12 protein-coding genes are annotated in these 18637 nt (G+C 36.6%); 11 read left to right on the top strand and 1 reads right to left on the bottom strand.

The window, feature by feature from the left end:
* Positions 1-49 precede the first annotated feature (49 nt).
* Complete coding sequence (gene glmM, locus FFWV33_RS13215) at positions 50-1438, bottom strand: phosphoglucosamine mutase (RefSeq protein ID WP_108741345.1); 1389 nt, start codon at positions 1436-1438, stop codon at positions 50-52.
* Between the two features lie 95 nt (positions 1439-1533).
* On the opposite strand from glmM, the gene FFWV33_RS13210 reads away from it, so the two are divergent.
* The 11 genes from FFWV33_RS13210 to FFWV33_RS13160 all read left to right on the top strand — a co-directional run bounded on the left by FFWV33_RS13210 (position 1534) and on the right by FFWV33_RS13160 (position 18590).
* Positions 1534-2112, top strand: a complete 579-nt coding sequence (locus FFWV33_RS13210) for an acyl carrier protein phosphodiesterase (protein WP_108741344.1) — start codon at positions 1534-1536, stop codon at positions 2110-2112.
* A 221-nt stretch (positions 2113-2333) separates the two neighbouring features.
* Positions 2334-4019 (top strand): gamma-glutamyltransferase, encoded by a 1686-nt coding sequence (ggt, locus tag FFWV33_RS13205; protein WP_108742551.1) that lies wholly within the window; start codon positions 2334-2336, stop codon positions 4017-4019.
* 46 nt (positions 4020-4065) lie between these two features.
* Positions 4066-5751 carry a gamma-glutamyltransferase gene (gene ggt / locus FFWV33_RS13200; protein ID WP_108741343.1) on the top strand — a complete coding sequence of 562 codons (1686 nt, stop codon included), beginning with the start codon at positions 4066-4068 and terminating at the stop codon, positions 5749-5751.
* A 489-nt stretch (positions 5752-6240) separates the two neighbouring features.
* Positions 6241-8025, top strand: a complete 1785-nt coding sequence (locus FFWV33_RS13195) for a chloride channel protein (protein ID WP_108741342.1) — start codon at positions 6241-6243, stop codon at positions 8023-8025.
* A 407-nt stretch (positions 8026-8432) separates the two neighbouring features.
* Positions 8433-11264, top strand: coding sequence for an excinuclease ABC subunit UvrA (uvrA, locus tag FFWV33_RS13190; RefSeq protein ID WP_108741341.1), 2832 nt, complete (start codon positions 8433-8435; stop codon positions 11262-11264).
* 274 nt (positions 11265-11538) lie between these two features.
* On the top strand, positions 11539-12162 hold the full coding sequence (locus FFWV33_RS13185; protein ID WP_159086024.1) for a hypothetical protein: 624 nt from the start codon (positions 11539-11541) through the stop codon (positions 12160-12162).
* Positions 12163-12177: 15 nt separating this feature from the next.
* Positions 12178-12807, top strand: coding sequence for a hypothetical protein (locus tag FFWV33_RS13180; RefSeq protein WP_108741339.1), 630 nt, complete (start codon positions 12178-12180; stop codon positions 12805-12807).
* Between the two features lie 682 nt (positions 12808-13489).
* Positions 13490-14914: an L-serine ammonia-lyase gene (locus tag FFWV33_RS13175; protein ID WP_108741338.1), complete on the top strand. Its 1425-nt coding sequence runs from the start codon at positions 13490-13492 to the stop codon at positions 14912-14914.
* 376 nt (positions 14915-15290) lie between these two features.
* Entirely contained in the window at positions 15291-16535 is a 1245-nt protein-coding gene (locus tag FFWV33_RS13170) for a uracil-xanthine permease family protein (protein WP_108741337.1), read from the top strand.
* A gap of 35 nt (positions 16536-16570) precedes the next feature.
* On the top strand, positions 16571-17275 hold the full coding sequence (locus FFWV33_RS13165; RefSeq protein ID WP_108741336.1) for a DUF5020 family protein: 705 nt from the start codon (positions 16571-16573) through the stop codon (positions 17273-17275).
* A 16-nt stretch (positions 17276-17291) separates the two neighbouring features.
* Positions 17292-18590 carry an NCS2 family permease gene (locus FFWV33_RS13160; protein ID WP_108741335.1) on the top strand — a complete coding sequence of 433 codons (1299 nt, stop codon included), beginning with the start codon at positions 17292-17294 and terminating at the stop codon, positions 18588-18590.
* The last annotated feature ends 47 nt before the right edge of the window (positions 18591-18637 follow it).

The following is an 18637-nucleotide window of genomic DNA, read 5'->3' as shown; positions in this document are numbered from 1 at the left end:
TTCAAAAGTATTTTTCGAAAGGGTTTTTAGTATTTAAAAGTGTCTTGGATTAAATTCCCGCTACTTCTTTAATTTCTTCAATAATTCGTAACGCTAATGCATCTGCTTTTTCTTGAGAACCAGCTTCAGTATAGATTCGAATGATTGGCTCTGTGTTTGATTTACGTAAATGTACCCACTGATCTACAAAATCAATTTTTACCCCATCAACCGTAGTGATATCTTCGTCTTTATATTTGCTAGTCATAGCAAACAAAATTGCATCAACATCAATTTGAGGTGTCAATTCGATTTTATTTTTGCTCATATAATATTCAGGATACGATGCTCTCAAAGCCGAAACAGTCATTTTTTTATTCGCCAAATGCGTCAAAAACAAAGCAATTCCCACCATACTATCACGACCGTAGTGTGATGCAGGATAGATGATTCCACCGTTACCTTCACCACCAATAATAGCATTGTTTTTCTTCATTAAATCAACCACATTTACTTCACCAACAGCACTTGCTTCATAAGTACCTTTGTGCAAATTGGTTACATCACGCAACGCACGTGACGATGACATATTAGACACTGTATTTCCTGGAGTTTTGCTCAAAACATAATCTGCACAAGCAACTAATGTGTACTCTTCGCCAAACATCTCCCCATCTTCAGAGATAAAAGCTAAACGGTCTACATCTGGATCTACTACAATTCCAAAATCGGCTTTTTCTTTAACTACCAAATCACATATATCTGCCAAATGTTCTTTTAAAGGCTCTGGATTATGAGGGAATTCACCAGTAGGATCGCAATACAACTCTACCACTTCTACACCCATGATCTCCAATAATTTTGGAACTATAATTCCGCCAGACGAATTTACTCCATCAACAACAACCTTAAATTTGGCTGCTTTTACGGCCTCAATATCGACTAACTCTAAGTTCAAAACTTCGTCAATATGAATGTCCATATAGGCATCATTGATTGTTATTGTTCCCAAATTATCGACATCTGCAAAAAAGAAAGCTTCGTCTTCAGCTATTTTCAGGATTTTTTCACCCTCAACACCGTTTAAGAATTCCCCTTTTTCATTCAATAACTTCAAGGCATTCCATTGTTTTGGATTGTGAGAAGCAGTTAATATTATTCCACCATCAGCTTTTTCTAGCGGCACAGCAATTTCTACTGTTGGTGTTGTTGACAAACCAAGATCAACCACGTCAATACCCAAACCGATTAATGTGTTTACCACCAAATTATGAATCATTGGTCCAGATATACGCGCGTCACGACCTACAACAACTGTAAGTTTTTCTTTTCCAGAGTAGTTCTTCAACCAAGTCCCGTAAGCCGATGCAAACTTTACCGCATCAACCGGTGTCAAATTATCTCCAACCTTGCCTCCTATTGTACCGCGAATTCCTGAAATGGATTTGATTAATGTCATTCTTATGTCTTTATAAATTAGGTTATTTCTATTTTTTGCACAAATATAATAATTGAAGATTGAATAAAGTGGTTTAGAATTCATATTTTAGTCGAATGAATTTTTTAGCACACATCTACCTTTCTGGAGACAATGATCTCATCAAAATTGGAAATTTTATGGCCGATGGCATAAGAGGCAAAGATTTTGAAAAATATCCTGAGCAAATGCAAAAAGGAATATTGCTGCACCGCGCTATCGATACCTTTACCGATGCTCACCCTATTTTTAGACAAAGCACCAAACGACTGCATTCAAGATACCATCATTATTCTGGAGTTATCGTTGATGTTTTATATGATCATTTTTTAGCGAAAAATTGGAATACCTATTCTCAAGAAGATTTAGCGACCTATATTACCAATTTCTATAACTCGCTAGAAGATAACAAACCTGATTTATCTGACCGTACCCTAGGCATGATGCCATATATGATTCCGCAAAACTGGTTATTGAGTTACCAAACTGTCGAAGGCATTGCTGAGATCCTAAGGCAAATGGACTCACGAACCAAAAACAAATCAAAAATGACCTTTGCTACCGAAGAACTTGTGGCACATTATGGCGAATTCGAAAATGAATTTACCTTGTTTTTTGAAGATTTACGAGCGCATGCTCAAACGATCCTAAAATAATTGAGAGAGTATTTAACTATTTATAATATAAGGATTATAACATTAAAAAAAGGATAGAAATTAGTAACCACCTACCCAAACGATCAATATCAATATAATAAATGAACTGGTTTTCAAAATTGAAAAACTAATACCCTAATTTCCTTTTATCGCATGATGTACTGGAGGTTTAGATGCTTTATTACCTTTTTTTGAAAACAAATAAACTAAAAAACAACACTATGAAAAAAACTATACTCTTACTTTCATTACTCGTTTTGAGTTGCAAATCGAATGAAAAACTATTGGTCCCAACAGGCTTAGTCACCAATAAAGCAATGGTCGTTTCTGCACGATCTGAAGCCTCTGAAATTGGTGTTGCAATTATGAAAAAAGGCGGAAATGCCTTTGATGCTATGGTAGCTACAGAGTTAGCACTTGCCGTATCCTATCCGCAAGCCGGAAATATTGGTGGTGGTGGATTTATGGTGTTTAGAAAGGCAAACGGTGACACGGGTGCACTCGATTACCGAGAAAAAGCACCATTGGCAGCAACCAAAGATATGTTTTTGGACCAGAACGGAAATGTAATTCCTGGAAAAAGTACCGCTACAGCATTTGCGTCTGGAGTACCCGGAACACTTGCTGGAATGTTTGCTGTACACAAAAAATTTGGTTCACTACCCATCAACAAAATTCTAGAGCCCGTAATTGCTTTGGCAAAAAAAGGAGTTGTTGTTACCGAAAATCAAGAAAAAAGTTTATCAACTTATCGAGAAGTGTTACTGAAAGAGAACGGACCTAACAGTTTGTTTTCGAAGGTATATAAGGTTGGTGACACCATAAAATATCCTGCATTGGCGGCAACCTTGGAAAGAATTGCAACCAATGGCCGTTCTGAATTTTACAACGGTGAAACGGCTCAAAAGCTAATCTCATTCTTAAAAGGAAAAGGCGGCAGCATGACCTTAGAAGATTTAGAAAAGTACGATTCGAAATGGAGAACGCCAATAACATTTTCGTACAAAGATTTAGAAATTACATCTATGTCACCTCCTAGTAGTGGCGGAATCTGTTTGGATCAAATTATGAAAATGATTGAACCTTTCGATCTTTCAACCTTCGGGCACAACGGTACAAAATCTATTCAAGTAATCACAGAGGCAGAACGCAGAGCTTATGCCGACAGAAACTCTTTTCTTGGAGATCCTGATTTTGTAAAACTACCGGTGAAAGAACTGCTAGATTCAATTTACATTCAAAAAAGGATGAGTAATTTTTCTTTCGATAAAGCTTCAAAATCATCTGATATAGGAAAAGGTAAAATCCCTGGTTACGAAAGCAAAGAAACGACCCATTATTCTATTGTCGATGCAGACGGAAATGCTGTTTCGGTGACTACAACTTTAAATGATCATTATGGATCGAAAATCTATTGCGACGAATTAGGTTTTTTTCTAAACAACCAAATGGACGATTTTAGCGCTAAACCAGGAGTTCCTAATTTATACGGTCTAACAGGAACAGAAGCCAATAGTATTGCACCGGGAAAAAGAATGTTGAGTTCGATGACACCTACAATTGTCGAAAAAGGCAAAAAATTATTTATGGTAGTTGGTACTCCAGGTGGCTCTACCATTATAACATCGGTTTTACAAACGATCCTTAATGTATATGAGTACAAGATGAGTATGCAAGAGGCGGTAAATGCTCCCCGTTTTCATCATCAATGGTTGCCTGACGAAATTACTTTCGAACCTAATTCTTTCGATAAAAAAACTTTGGAAGAATTGAAAAATAAAGGATACAAAATCAATGAAAATAATAAAGAAATTATTGGTCAAGTCGATGCTATATTAATCCTTTCTGATGGAAAATTAGAGGGTGGTGCAGACAAAAGAGCAGACAATAGTGCTAAAGGATTTTAAGCCATAGTCCACTCTACTTATAATTACATATAATTCCTTTTCGAATATGAAAAATGTTATAATACTAGTGAGCGTATTCTGCATGAGTTGCACCTCACAAAAATTAATTACTACACCAACTGGTCTGGAAGCAAGCCAAGCCATGGTTGTTTCTGCTCGTGAAGAAGCCTCAAAAATTGGAGCCGACATCATGAAAAAAGGCGGAAATGCTTTTGATGCAATGATTGCCACAGAATTGGCACTTGCTGTTGCTTACCCTTATGCGGGAAATCTTGGTGGTGGTGGTTTCATGGTCTACAGAAAAGCAAATGGCGAAACAGGAACTTTGGACTACCGCGAAAAAGCTCCTTTGGCAGCAACAAAAAATATGTTTCTAGATGCGAACGGAAATGTAATTCCGGGTAAAAGTACCAAGAGTCCGTTAGGAATTGGTGTTCCTGGAACGATTGCCGGAATGTTTGCTGTACACAAAAAACTAGGCTCATTACCTATAGAAACCATCTTACAACCCGTGATTGAGTTGGCCGAAAGAGGTGTAATTGTAACTCAAAAACAAGAAGAAAGACTGAACGAATACAGAGACCAACTGACTAAAATAAATGGTAGTAAATCGGTTTTATCACAAGTATACCATACCAATGATACCATCAAGTATCCCGCTTTGGCAACTACTTTGAAGCGAATTGCTAAAAATGGTAGAGACGAGTTTTATAAAGGCGAAACTGCATCAAAATTAGTTGCTTACTTACAGGATAAAGGCGCCATTATTACCATGGAAGACCTGAATAAATATGAAGCAAAATGGCGAAATCCAATAACTTTTAAGTACAAAGACTTAACCGTGATTTCAATGGCTCCTCCTAGCAGTGGCGGAATCTGCTTGGCACAAATTATGAAAATGATTACTCCTTATGATTTGGCAAAAATGGGCCATAACTCGAGTCAAGCCATACAAATAATTGTAGAGGCCGAAAGACGCGCTTATGCCGATCGAAATTTCTTTTTGGGTGATCCTGATTTTGTCAAAATTCCGTTGAAAGCATTGATGAACGACTCTTATTTGAAGGATCGAATGAGCAGTTTTAATCCTGAAAAAGCCACGCTTTCAGCTGATATTGCAGAAGGAAAAGTGAGTTATAACGAAAGTATGGAGACCACACACTACTCTATTGTGGATCAGTTTGGTAATTCGGTTTCAGCAACAACTACTTTAAACGCGGGCTATGGTTCTAAATATTATTGTGACGAACTGGGCTTTATGCTTAACAATGAAATGGACGACTTTAGTTCAAAACCAGGCACACCCAATATGTTTGGACTTATAGGCAACGAAGCAAACAGCATTGCACCCGAAAAAAGAATGCTTAGCTCAATGACACCTACCATTGTAGAAAAAAAAGGAAAACTATTCATGACTGTAGGATCTCCAGGAGGTTCTACGATTATCACATCGGTTTTGCAAACTATCTTAAACGTTTATGAATATCAATTGAGTATGCAAGAAGCGGTAAATGCACCACGGTTCCATCACCAGTGGCTACCCGATTTGATTACCTTTGAACCAAATGCTTTTGATACCACTACCTTGGAGAATTTAAAGAAAAAAGGCTATTTGATTAATGAAAAAACAACACCTGTAATTGGTAAAGTTGATGCTATTTTGTCGCTCCCTAATGGTAAACTTGAAGGTGGAGCCGATTACCGCGGTGACGATAAAGCCATCGGTTTTTAATAATCTCCTTTACGCACGCACTATATAATGCTTGTGAATACAGTAGCAGTTGCGTAGAAGTATACACAACACCAACATATATAAAAACAAATTTGCCTTCTTCGGAATTAAAACTCCGCAATGAAGGCTTTTTTTTTGCAAATTACTTATCTGACTTTTTGAATGATACTAAGCTTTGCTTGAACCAATCTTTTTTCGTTTTTTAACTAGGCTACAAATTCAAAGTAGAATGTCAAGTGTTGGACCAAACTATTAATTGATTTGGTATAAAATGTACTAATCGGTTTGAACAAAAAGCCATGACAGTTTTCTATTTATTAAAAAATCAATTAATTGTTTTCATCCTAAATACACCTAAACAAATCCACAAGCCTATAGTGATTTTGTTTTAGTTAGTAACTTAACCTTTTTAAGCCGAAAAGAAGCAGTCAAAAATTTATCTGTTGCTTAAAATAATAGTATTTTTGTGCCTCATAAAACAAAACCAAAATGTTCAAAAAATATATTTCTAAATTAGAAAGTATAATTGCTCTAGCACAGTCTATTTTAACTGAGAAACAATTTATTTTCCTTTCGAGTGTATTGGTCGGAATTAGTTCTGCATTTGCCGTAATTGTTTTAAAATCTTTTGCTCACTGGGTGTTTAAATTTGCCACCTATATCAATGCTACTTTAAAATTAAGTTTTATAAACAGTGTCTTGCCTATCGCAGGATTGCTTTTGACTGTTTTTGTAATCAAACGTTTATTGAGTGGAACAATCGAAAAAGGAACCTCTCAAATTTTATATTCTGTTGCCAAAAAAGCAAGTATTATTCCGCGCAAGCAAATGTATGCGCAAATAGTTACGAGCTCGTTAACTGTTGGTTTAGGTGGATCTGCAGGACTAGAGAGTCCGATTGTTGTCACTGGAGCAGCCTTTGGATCCAATTTTGCTCAAAATTATAAATTAAGTTACAAAGACAGAACATTACTGATAGGTTGCGGTGTGGCAGCAGGAATTGCAGCAGCCTTTAACGCACCCATTGCAGGAGTATTATTTGCTATCGAATTTTTGCTTGTAGATGTTAGTATCTCTGCCTTTACACCCATCATGATCGCAGCGGCAACGGGAGCTTTGGTCTCTGTAATTGCCTTAGACGAAGAGATATTATTGTACGTTAATCACCAACCAGAGTTTAACTACCATAATATTCCGTTTTATGTTTTACTTGGCGTTATCACAGGTTTCACTTCTATTTATTTTACTCGAAATTTTAGAAAAACAGAGCATTTCTTTGCCCACCTACGCATGAACGCCTACAAGAAAGCACTACTGGGAGCATCTATTTTGGCTGTGATGATTTTTCTTTTCCCTACCCTTTTTGGTGAAGGATATGAAAGCATTCGAACATTGGCCAACAATGATGCTAAAGATTTACTTGAAAATACGCTCTTTAGTTCTTTTCGAAATAACAATTGGATCGTATTATTGTTTGTGGCGGCTACCATGATGATCAAAGTTTTTGCTACCTCTATAACATTAGGATCTGGTGGAAACGGAGGTAACTTTGCTCCTTCCCTATTTGTGGGCTCGTATGTAGGTTATGTTTTTTCGAAAGCAATAAATCTTACCGGTTTAACACATCTACCAATAAGCAACTTTACGATGGTGGGTATGGCCGGAATCTTAAGCGGATTATTCCACGCTCCATTAACTGCCATCTTCCTAATTGCCGAAATAACTAGTGGCTACAGTCTTATGCTTCCCCTTATGATTGTAGCATCTATCAGCTTTGCAATCTCGAAACGATTTGAAAAACATTCGATGGATGTGAAGGATTTAGCTAGAAAAGGTCATGCCTTCACAAGTAACAAAGATCATAATGTACTCTCTACTTTGGACATTGAATCCTTGATTCAAACCGATTCTTTGACCGTAAGTCCAGAAGATAGCTTAATCAAATTGGTAGACTATATTTCGCACTCAAACCAAACCGTTTTTGCTGTAGTAAACAAAGAAAACGAACTTGTGGGAGTGGTACATTTTAATGATATTCGAGAAATAATTTTCAACCAATATCGCGTAAAATATACCCTAATTAAGGATGTCATGAAACCTGCACCTGCAATCATCTATTCTATTGACAGCATGGAAGTGGTTATGAATAAATTTGAGAAATGCAAACGCACCCACCTACCCGTGGTAAAAAACGGTCATTATTATGGTTACCTACATAAATCGGTGGCATTGGAAGCTTATCGTACAAAACTAAAAGCAATGACGATTGAGTAAAATAATATTGAATGATGTGACATTGGATATATATTGATAGTAAAAGGTGAATTTGTCGTTATTCGGGATTCATTGAACTAATTTACAATTGGTATTGGTATAAAAATCATATCTCCCTTAAAAACGCTAACCACAAATTAGCGTTTTTTTATGCGGAATACCCAGAGGTGATTAAACAACAAAATACCCTAAATAGCCCCGATTGTAGTGGAAATCTTTATAAGGCAAGTGTTTTGCCTTATAAGATTGAAACGTCCCGAAGCGTCGGGAGCGGGACAGAATAGTATAGATATTCACTTAGTTTCTGCTTCAAAAAAGGATCAATATCTTTGATTTTAACATAAAGTTCTAATGTGTTGCATGCAAAGAATAAATCAAAAGATTAACTTTGTGTTTTTGCAAAAATTATGCTAGACAAAGACAATACTATTGAAGTTATAGGGGCTCGTGTACACAACCTCAAAAATATAGATATATCCATTCCTCGCGAAAAACTCGTAGTGATTACGGGACTTTCAGGCTCTGGAAAATCATCACTCGCTTTTGACACCATTTATGCCGAAGGGCAACGTCGTTATGTAGAAACGTTTTCTGCCTATGCACGTCAATTTCTTGGCGGATTAGAGCGTCCTGATGTAGACAAAATTGACGGACTTTCGCCAGTAATCGCTATCGAACAAAAAACGACCAGTAAGAGTCCACGATCAACCGTGGGGACGATCACCGAGATTTACGATTTCTTGCGTTTGCTATACGCACGCGCCGCAGATGCCTATAGTTACAACACCGGCGAAAAAATGGTTAGCTACTCAGATGAACAAATCAAGGAGCTAATCACTACCGATTACAACGACAAGCGCATCAATATTCTAGCACCTGTAATCAAGGCTAGAAAAGGTCATTATGGTGAATTGTTCCAACAAATTGCCAAACAAGGATTCCTGAAAGTACGTGTCAACGGTGACGTTCTCGATATTACGCCAGGAATGAAGCTCGACCGTTATAAAACCCACGATATCGAAATCGTAGTGGATAGAATAGCAATCGACAACTCTCCAGATACTGCCAAACGTCTGAACGAAAGCATTAATACCGCCATGAATCACGGCGAAAATGTATTGATGGTTCTGGATCAAGACAGTCAAGAAGTACGCTATTTTAGTCGAAACTTAATGTGTCCTACCTCTGGAATTTCGTATCAAAACCCCGAACCCAATTTGTTTTCCTTCAACTCCCCAAAAGGGGCTTGCGACCATTGCAAAGGCTTGGGAACAGTAAACGAAATCAACATCAAAAAAATACTTCCAAATCCAAAACTTTCCATCAAAGCAGGAGGTTTTTTACCTTTGGGCGAATATAAATCAACCTGGATTTTTAAGCAGTTAGAAATTATTGGAGAACGTTTTGACTTTAAATTAACCGATCCAATAGAATCAATTTCTCCCGAAGCAATGGAAATGATTTTGAATGGTGGAAAAGAAAAATTCAGCATTACTTCAAAGGATTTAGGCGTCACTCGAGACTACAAAATCGAATTTGAGGGAATAGCACATTTCATCAAAAACCAACATGATGAGAGCGGATCTACAACTATCAAACGTTGGGCAAAAGAATTCATGGACGAAATCAATTGTCCTGTTTGTCACGGTTCTCGACTCAAAAAAGAGTCTCAGTATTTTAGGGTAAATGAAAAAAATATCACCGAATTGGTCGATATGGATATTTCTGACCTAACGGCTTGGTTCGAAAACCTAGCAGACGATTTGACCGAAAAACAAATGGCAATCGCAGGCGAAGTATTAAAAGAAATCAAAGACCGTTTGCATTTCTTGATGAACGTAGGTTTGGATTATTTGGCCTTGAGCCGCAGCTCCAAATCGCTTTCTGGTGGTGAGGCACAACGCATTCGATTGGCGACTCAAATTGGGTCGCAACTCGTTGGTGTACTTTATATTTTGGATGAACCAAGTATTGGTTTGCACCAACGTGACAACGAAAAACTCATTCGCTCACTAGAGCAATTGCGCGATATTGGAAACTCTGTTATCGTGGTAGAACACGACAAAGACATGATGGAGCGTGCCGATTATGTGATCGACATTGGTCCCAAAGCAGGTAAATTTGGTGGCGAAATCATCAGCACCGGAACCTACAAAGAGACCCTAGCGTCCAAAACCATCACCGCACAATACTTAAACGGAAAATTGAAATTTGATATTCCGAAAAAGCGCCGTGAAGGAAACGGAAAATCTTTAAAACTAACTGGTGCAACTGGTAACAACTTAAAAAATGTTACAATTGATTTGCCATTGGGGAAATTAATTTGCGTTACAGGAGTATCTGGTAGCGGAAAATCGACTTTGATCAACGAGACCCTCTACCCTATTTTGAACGCCTTTTATTTCAACGGTGTCAAAAAACCACAGCCCTACAAAAAAATCGAAGGACTTGAACATATCGACAAAGTAATTGACATAGATCAAAGTCCGATCGGGCGTACACCACGCTCCAACCCAGCTACTTATACCGAAGTTTTTACCGAGATTCGCAAGCTATACACCATGACCTCCGAGAGTATGATTCGTGGGTACAAAGCCGGGCGTTTTAGTTTCAACGTCAAAGGCGGTCGTTGCGAAACCTGTCAAGGATCGGGCGTGCGCACCATCGAAATGAATTTTCTACCCGATGTATATGTAGAATGCGAAACCTGTCAAGGTAAGCGTTTCAACCGTGAGACACTTGAAATTCGATACAAAGGAAAATCCATATCGGATGTCTTGAACATGACCGTAGACGAAGCCGTTCCGTTTTTCGAAAACATCCCAAAAATATACCGAAAAGTAAAAACCATTCAGGACGTAGGATTGGGTTATATCACACTCGGGCAGCAAAGCACCACGCTCTCAGGTGGTGAAGCGCAACGCATCAAACTCGCAGGCGAACTCTCCAAAAAAGACACCGGAAACACCTTTTACATCCTAGACGAACCCACCACAGGACTGCACTTTGAAGACATTCGCGTCTTGATGGACGTCATCAACACCCTCGTCGACAAAGGCAACACCATCCTCATCATCGAGCACAACATGGACGTCATCAAACTCGCCGACCACATCATAGACATCGGTCCCGAAGGCGGAAAAGGCGGCGGAACTCTAGTAGCCAAAGGAACTCCCGAGGAAGTCGCTAAAAACAAAAAAAGTTATACAGCTAAGTTTTTGAAAAAGGAATTGAAGTAAATACAAATAATTTGGACGTGACAGCAATAAAAAAAGGGGCTTACTATTCGTTATCAATAGTAAGCCCCTTTTTTTATTGCTGTCGGGCTTTTCACGCTACTTCGGTAGCAAGTTTCAATCCCTCACGCGGCAGTTGGGTACAATTGACGATTGTTTTAAAAAGAAAGAAAAATCTTTGAGTGGGAATTTGTATATTTGGTGAGAAACGCACAGGTTTGCTTATAATTTAGAGTTAGTAGAAATGTCAACCCAGAAACAGAAAAAATTATTTATAATGAAAATACCAAATGACATTTATATTCCAGAAAAGTACATTGTAACTGAAAATCATTCTTTTTACAAAGAACTAAAATACATTATAAGACAAGACTATCTAATCAGTAAACAAATATTCGAAGAAAATCAAAATAAATTTAATCCAATTAAAATTCTTGTCGCATTTATTTCTGAAAAAACTGTTTGCTTAAATCCTAATTTAATAGATATTAATAATTTAAATTCTTATGAAATACAAAGGCAAATTCAAATAGGAAATCCTAACCTTGCTAAAATAGATAGGGCATTTTCAACTGTAAGTGCAATTCCTGAATATGAACAATTATGTAGTTTAGCAGAAAAGCAATTTATAGATTGGTGGGAAGAAAAAATTTGCCCCAAGATTATATTAAAATATGGAAAACTAAATCTCGCAAATTCCAAATGTCAGTTTGCACGACAATTGAGAAATGCTTTTGCACATTCAAAAATAAATATAGATAAAAACCTGAAATGTGAAATAAAACCAGTTTGGCAATATCTAAATCTTAAGGAATTTAATGGAGAAAAAGTGTTTGATTTAATGAGCCTTGGAGATTTAATAAATTTTTGGATTGAATTTGAAGAAACCGAACTTAATTAAAAACCCGAAATTATTATGTTAACAGATCTAGTCATTAAAGCCTTAATATTTTCTATAATCCCTACGTTAATTACTTTATTTGTAACTGAAAAAGTTAAAGGAAAAATAAAGAATTCTTTTGAAGAAAAACTAGAAATTGTTAAAAAGAAGCACACAATTGAAATTAGTACATTTCAAACTGAACTTAATAATTTAAAATCGCGTGAAATATTTAAATTCACAAAACTACACGAAAAACGATTTGACATTTTAGAAAATATATACAAACTTATAAATAAAAGTCAAAATGATTTACAATTTTACGTTTGTCCTGTAAAACGAGTGCCCGAGGGAAAAACATTTGACCAACTTGATGATTCACTAAATGAAAATTTTAGAAAAGCACACAATAATTTTGTAGAATATTACTCCGATAATAAAATTTATCTTGATGAGCAAATTGAAGAATTAATTGATAAATATTTGGTTGAAGTTTCAGATATTTATAACGATTATTCTGAAAATCACTTTCTTGCAAAATTTGATAACAAACCAAACCCCGAAACTTTTAAAAAATCAGCTTATGCATATAAGAAAATACCAGAAAAAATAATTCCAATAAAAAAACAAATTGAAATTAAGTTTAAGGAATTACTAGAAGTGTAATTGTTGCAGCCGAAAGATCCGATTTACAGACAAGGCTTTGCGCAGATTTATTATCGAAATTTCACGACGGTGCCCGCAAAGAATATCGTCAACAATAAACAAATGAAAGTCAACCGTGAATCATTCTATAAACAATGCTTGGTATAAATACAGAAAATGATATACTATACGTGATTGCTTCGTTCCTCGCAATGACCGCAAATTGTCGAAATACTTTGTAGCACTTTACCTTAGATTCTTCCAGAATGACAAGATTGCGGAGTATTATGCTAGCATAAAATAACTTATATGAGCTCCTATTTCTTATATGGTTTAAAACTTTCAAGCAGTGAGATAAAAAAACTTACATGACTTATATGGTGAAAACAACAAAAACGGCAAGAAGTAAAATTTATACAACTTAACCCATGAATACCTTACATTTCACTCATAAGCGTCCAAGAATTTAATATTTTCACGAAAATACTATTCTTTAAAAACTGACCAGATTCACATCGAAATGCCTAAAAAAAGGTTAGGTTTAAATTATTTTAACAAAGATCAAATCAAAATAACCAAAAAAGCTGTTCATTCTTTGTTTTGCTTATTTACTTCACAACCTTGCACGAGCTTAAAAAACAAGGCAGTTGTATCTAAGAGTAACAAAATCTACTATATTTGTTTCAGTTAAAACAATTTGATTATGGAAGAGTGTATATCGGTTTTTGATATGTTGAAAATTGGGGTTGGTCCGTCAAGCTCTCATACTTTGGGACCTTGGAGAGCAGCTGAACGTTTTTTAGAAGAATTGAAAGAACAAGATTTAGATACCATTTCACGAATCAAAGTAGATTTATACGGCTCACTTTCTTTAACCGGAAAAGGACATGCCACCGACCTAGCCGTCATGCTTGGACTAAGCGGTCAAGACCCAGAAACAATTCCTATTCAGGATATTGATGGAATTATAAAGTCGATTGAAAAAACGAAAAAATTACTATTGGGTAATGAAACATTAATCGATTTTCTTATTGGGACAGATATTATTTTCAACAAAGAATTTTTGCCTTTTCACTCTAACGGAATGATGTTCACAGCTGTTGATAACGCTGGAAAAACCTATATAGAAACCTATTACTCTATTGGTGGCGGATTTGTGGTCAAGGAAGAAAGAACAAACGCTAAGGAAAAAATCAAAATAAAATGTGCTTTCCCGTTCATGATAGACAATGCCGCTGAATTACTAAACTATTGTAAAACAGAGCACAAATCGATTTCTGAAATTGTCTACGAAAACGAAAAATCAATGCGTTCGGTAGAAGTAATCGATCAAGAATTAATGCGAATTTGGGATACCATGCTCGAGTGCATGTATATAGGATGCCACTCTGAGGGCGTGCTCCCAGGCGGACTAAACGTACGCAGACGTGCGTTTGACATGCATCAAAATTTAATTGGATTATCCAATTATAGCGATCCCGAAACCTGGCTGACTGAAATTAGAAAAACGGAAGTTAAATTTCGCCAAATTCTAAAATGGGTAAGTTGTTTTGCTCTTGCTGTAAATGAGGTAAATGCAGCGTTGGGCCGCATTGTAACCGCTCCTACCAACGGAAGCGCGGGTGTGATTCCTGCTGTTTTAATGTACTACTTGGTCATCGAAAACCATCAGGCAGGTCCTGAGGAAATTAAAAAGTTCTTATTGGTTGCTGGAGAAATAGGAAGCATTTTCAAAAAAGGCTCTACTATATCTGCTGCAATGGGTGGTTGTCAAGCAGAAATTGGCGTTTCATCGGCCATGGCGGCAGCGGCACTTTGCGAACTATTGGGTGGCTCTGTTGAGCAAGTTTTAATGGCTGCCGAGATTGCAATGGAACATCATTTAGGTTTAACCTGCGACCCAATTGGTGGCTTGGTACAAATTCCGTGTATTGAGCGCAATACTATGGGCGCTATAAAAGCAATCAATGCTGCAGAATTAGCACTTTCTACAGATGCAAAAAATGCAAAAGTACCACTAGACAAAGTAATTAGCACCATGTGGGAAACAGCCAAGGACATGAATAATAAATACAAAGAAACCTCTGAAGGTGGTCTTGCAATCACCGTAAATATGGCAGACTGTTAATCTAATTAGTTACACAACTCTACTTTTAAATTCAGATCCACAATTTTTCAATAAAGATGAAATGCGCAATAGTAATCTGTTGTGCATTTCCTTTTTATAATAAGAATCATTCTGTTTTTATACTTTCTATAGATCTTATGCTTTACAGTTCACTTATTCGTAATTAAGGTCGTGAATTTTTACACAATTATGAAAACAGTTTTATTAATATCGCAATAAAAAACGAATATATAATAGTTTATGACCGTATAAAACTTAAAACATCTAAATAAAACGCAATTTTTTCAGTGATCTTGAAAAAATTAAAAATTTTAAATGTGCGATTAAAATTGCAATTATACTATATTTGCGGACTTAAGTAAAAAAATCCCTATCATTGAAAACAAAATCTACCCAAACGAAATTAATCCTTGGACTACAACATGTTTTAGCAATGTTTGGCGCTACCGTTTTAGTTCCATTTTTAACAGGTCTTAATCCATCAATTGCCTTATTATCTGCAGGAATCGGTACTTTGATTTTTCATTATTGTACAAAAAAAATAGTGCCCGTTTTCTTGGGTTCCTCATTTGCTTTTATCGGTGCTTTGAGTTTAATTTTAAAGCAAGAAGGAATTGCTAGTATCAAAGGTGGCGTTATCGCTGCAGGTTTGGTTTATGTACTCATGAGCGGAATGGTTCGCTTTTTTGGTGTAGAAAAGATAAAATCATTTTTTCCTCCCATCGTAGTGGGTCCAATTATTATGGTGATTGGTCTGCGCCTTAGCCCCGTTGCACTGTCCATGTCTGGATATAAGGATGGGAATTTTGATCCAAAAAGTTTAATCATTGCCTTGATTGTCATTACCACAATGATCACCATTTCGATTCTAGAAAAATCTTTTTTTAGGCTAGTTCCTATATTAATCTCTGTAATCGTTGGCTATCTTGCTGCTATGGCATTAGGAATGGTGAATTTTACCAATTTTGAAGAAGCAAGCTGGTTTGGATTTTCTGATTTGGCTAAGAAAGATTTACTAACCGTTCCTGTTTTTACGCTCACTGCCGTTTTAGGAATTGCGCCCATTGCTTTGGTTGTTTTTATAGAACACATTGGCGATATCGCAACTAATGGCGCTGTGGTAGGCAAAGATTTTTTTAAAGATCCCGGAATTACCCGCACATTATTAGGAGATGGTTTAGCAACTATTGTGGCTGGTTTTCTTGGTGGTCCAGCCGTAACTACTTACGGCGAAAATACGGGTGTACTTGCTGTAACCAAAGTGTACGATCCTGCTATCTTACGTATTGCAGCGGTTTATGCCATAATTCTAGGTGTCGTTGGCAAATTTGGTGCGGTTTTAACTACCATCCCTACTCCTGTGATGGGTGGCGTTTCTATCATTTTATTCGGAATGATAGCCGCAGTTGGTGTTCGAACAGTTGTAACGGCGGAAATTGACTTTTCAAATTCTAGAAATTTAATTATCGCTTCATTGATTTTTGTTTTTGGAATCGCCATTGGAGAAGTAAATATTCCGGGGAGCATTACCTTGTCAGGCTTGACCATTGCCGCATTTATAGGTGTATTTTTAAACAAAATTTTACCAGCTGATCAAATGGATGCAGATCCACAAATATAATTCCACCCACCCAAAACCTTATTAAACCCCCTTAAATGAAAACATCTTTAGCTTTTCTAATCTGTTTTTTTACCTTAGGCACTACCGCGCAAGAAATTCAACTCCACTATGATTTTTCGAAAACTAGAAATTACCTAACGGGTACTTTTGAAGTTTTTAAGCCCGATAGCGCAGGTAGTACTTTCTTTTTTACCGACTTTAACTTCGGACGACAAGATGGAGCTAATTTAGCCTATTTTGAAATTGCTCGAAAATTCGATATTAAAAATGAAACTATCAAAGGCTTAAATCTACATATCGAGTACAACGACGGTTTTGTCATGACCGATGACAAAAGTAGTAGTCCTGTTTCCCCAATCGGTTTCCCAATCAATAGAGCTTACCTTGCTGGTTTTGGCTTCCCTATAAAAATTGGAAATTTCACTTTGCATACTTCATACCTATACAAAAACACAAAAGGTTCATCTGGAATTGATGGGCAATTTACAGCTGTATTTTTCCAGAATCTTTTCAAAAATAAAGTAACCATTAGAGGTTTCTTTGATTTCTGGAGTCAAGAAATTGTTTTAAGTAGTCCAGATTCGAATAAAAAGCACATGATTCTTTTAACCGAACCACAAATTATGTACAATTTCACGCCAAAATTTTCAGTAGGTTCAGAGATTGAAATTAGCAATAACTTTGTCCCGAATAAAGCTTTTAAAGTTTACCCAACCCTCTTTGCCAAATACACCCTTTAATTAAAATACACACAAAATGTTAGAAAAAATATTTAAACTCAGAGAACGCCATTCTAGCGTTAAGCAAGAAGCTATTGGTGGTATGGTCACTTTTTTGACGATGGCCTACATTATTTTCGTAAATCCGAATATTCTGTCGACTACCGGAATGGATAAAAATGCACTGATTAGTATAACTTGTTTGGCTGCTGTAATTGGATCATTGTTAGTTGGTTTTTGGGCAAATGTGCCTTTTGCAATGGCACCCGGAATGGGACTGAATGCCATGTTTGCTTTTACCTTAGTTTTAAAAGATGGCGCGACTTGGCAGCAAGCACTTGGGGTTGTTTTCTTGTCGGGAGTTGTTTTTATAATCATTTCTATCCTCGGACTTCGACATAAAATAATCGATGCCATACCCGAATCGCTCCGTGTAGCGATTGGCTCTGGTATTGGTCTTTTTATCGCTTTTATTGGTTTCAAACAAATGGGATTAATTGTCGCAAATGATGCCACTTTGGTAGGATTAGGACATTTTACGCCTGCTTTGGTTATTGGTCTAATCGCCTTTTTTGTCACCGTTATGTTGGAACATTATAAAGTAAAAGGTTCTATTTTGGTGGGGATTTTGTTGGCTACCATCTTAGGTTTTATTTTTGACCCAAACACCACCTTTCCTACTGAATTTGTGAGTACTCCTCCATCTATCCTACCTATATTTGGAAAAATGGAAGTGCTTTCTGTGCTGAAAATTTCCTTTATAGCTCCGATATTTTCTTTCCTTTTTGTGAATTTATTTGATTCTATTGGTACTGCAATGGCTTGCTCGATGGAAGCTGGTTTAGTCGATAAAGATGGTAAAATGCCTCATGTTAAAAAAGTATTAGAAGCCGATGCTGTTGCTACGATGTTAAGTGGTTTTTTGGGTACAAGTAGCACCGTAACCTACATCGAATCGGCCGCAGGAATTGCTAATGGTGCGAGAACTGGATTGAGTTCTGTGTTTACTGCTTTGTTCTTTTTACTGGCTATGTTTTTTGCACCATTGATTAGTATGGTACCCGCTTATGCCACTGCTCCAGCCTTGATTCTGGTGGGAATTTACATGGCTAAGCATTTAGTTCGAATAGATTTTAGCGAATTATACTTAGGCGTTCCTGTGTTTTTAACCTTGTTGTTAATGCCTCTTACTTACAGCATTAGTTCTGGAATTGCTTATGGCTTTTCTAGTTATGTTTTGCTTTGCATTTTTACCAAAAACACAGATAAAATTCACCCTTATATGTGGGGAATTGGTTTTTTCTCGATGCTAGAAATTGTTCTTTCGCAGATGTAAAACAAATAATAATTCAACCTTGAAAAACGGAATAAGATTTACCTCTT

The sequence above is a fragment of the Flavobacterium faecale genome (assembly GCF_003076455.1).
GTDB classification, from domain to species: Bacteria; Bacteroidota; Bacteroidia; order Flavobacteriales; family Flavobacteriaceae; genus Flavobacterium; species Flavobacterium faecale.
The sequence above is the reverse complement of the archived record's forward strand: the minus strand, read 5'-3'. Positions and strand labels throughout refer to the sequence as shown.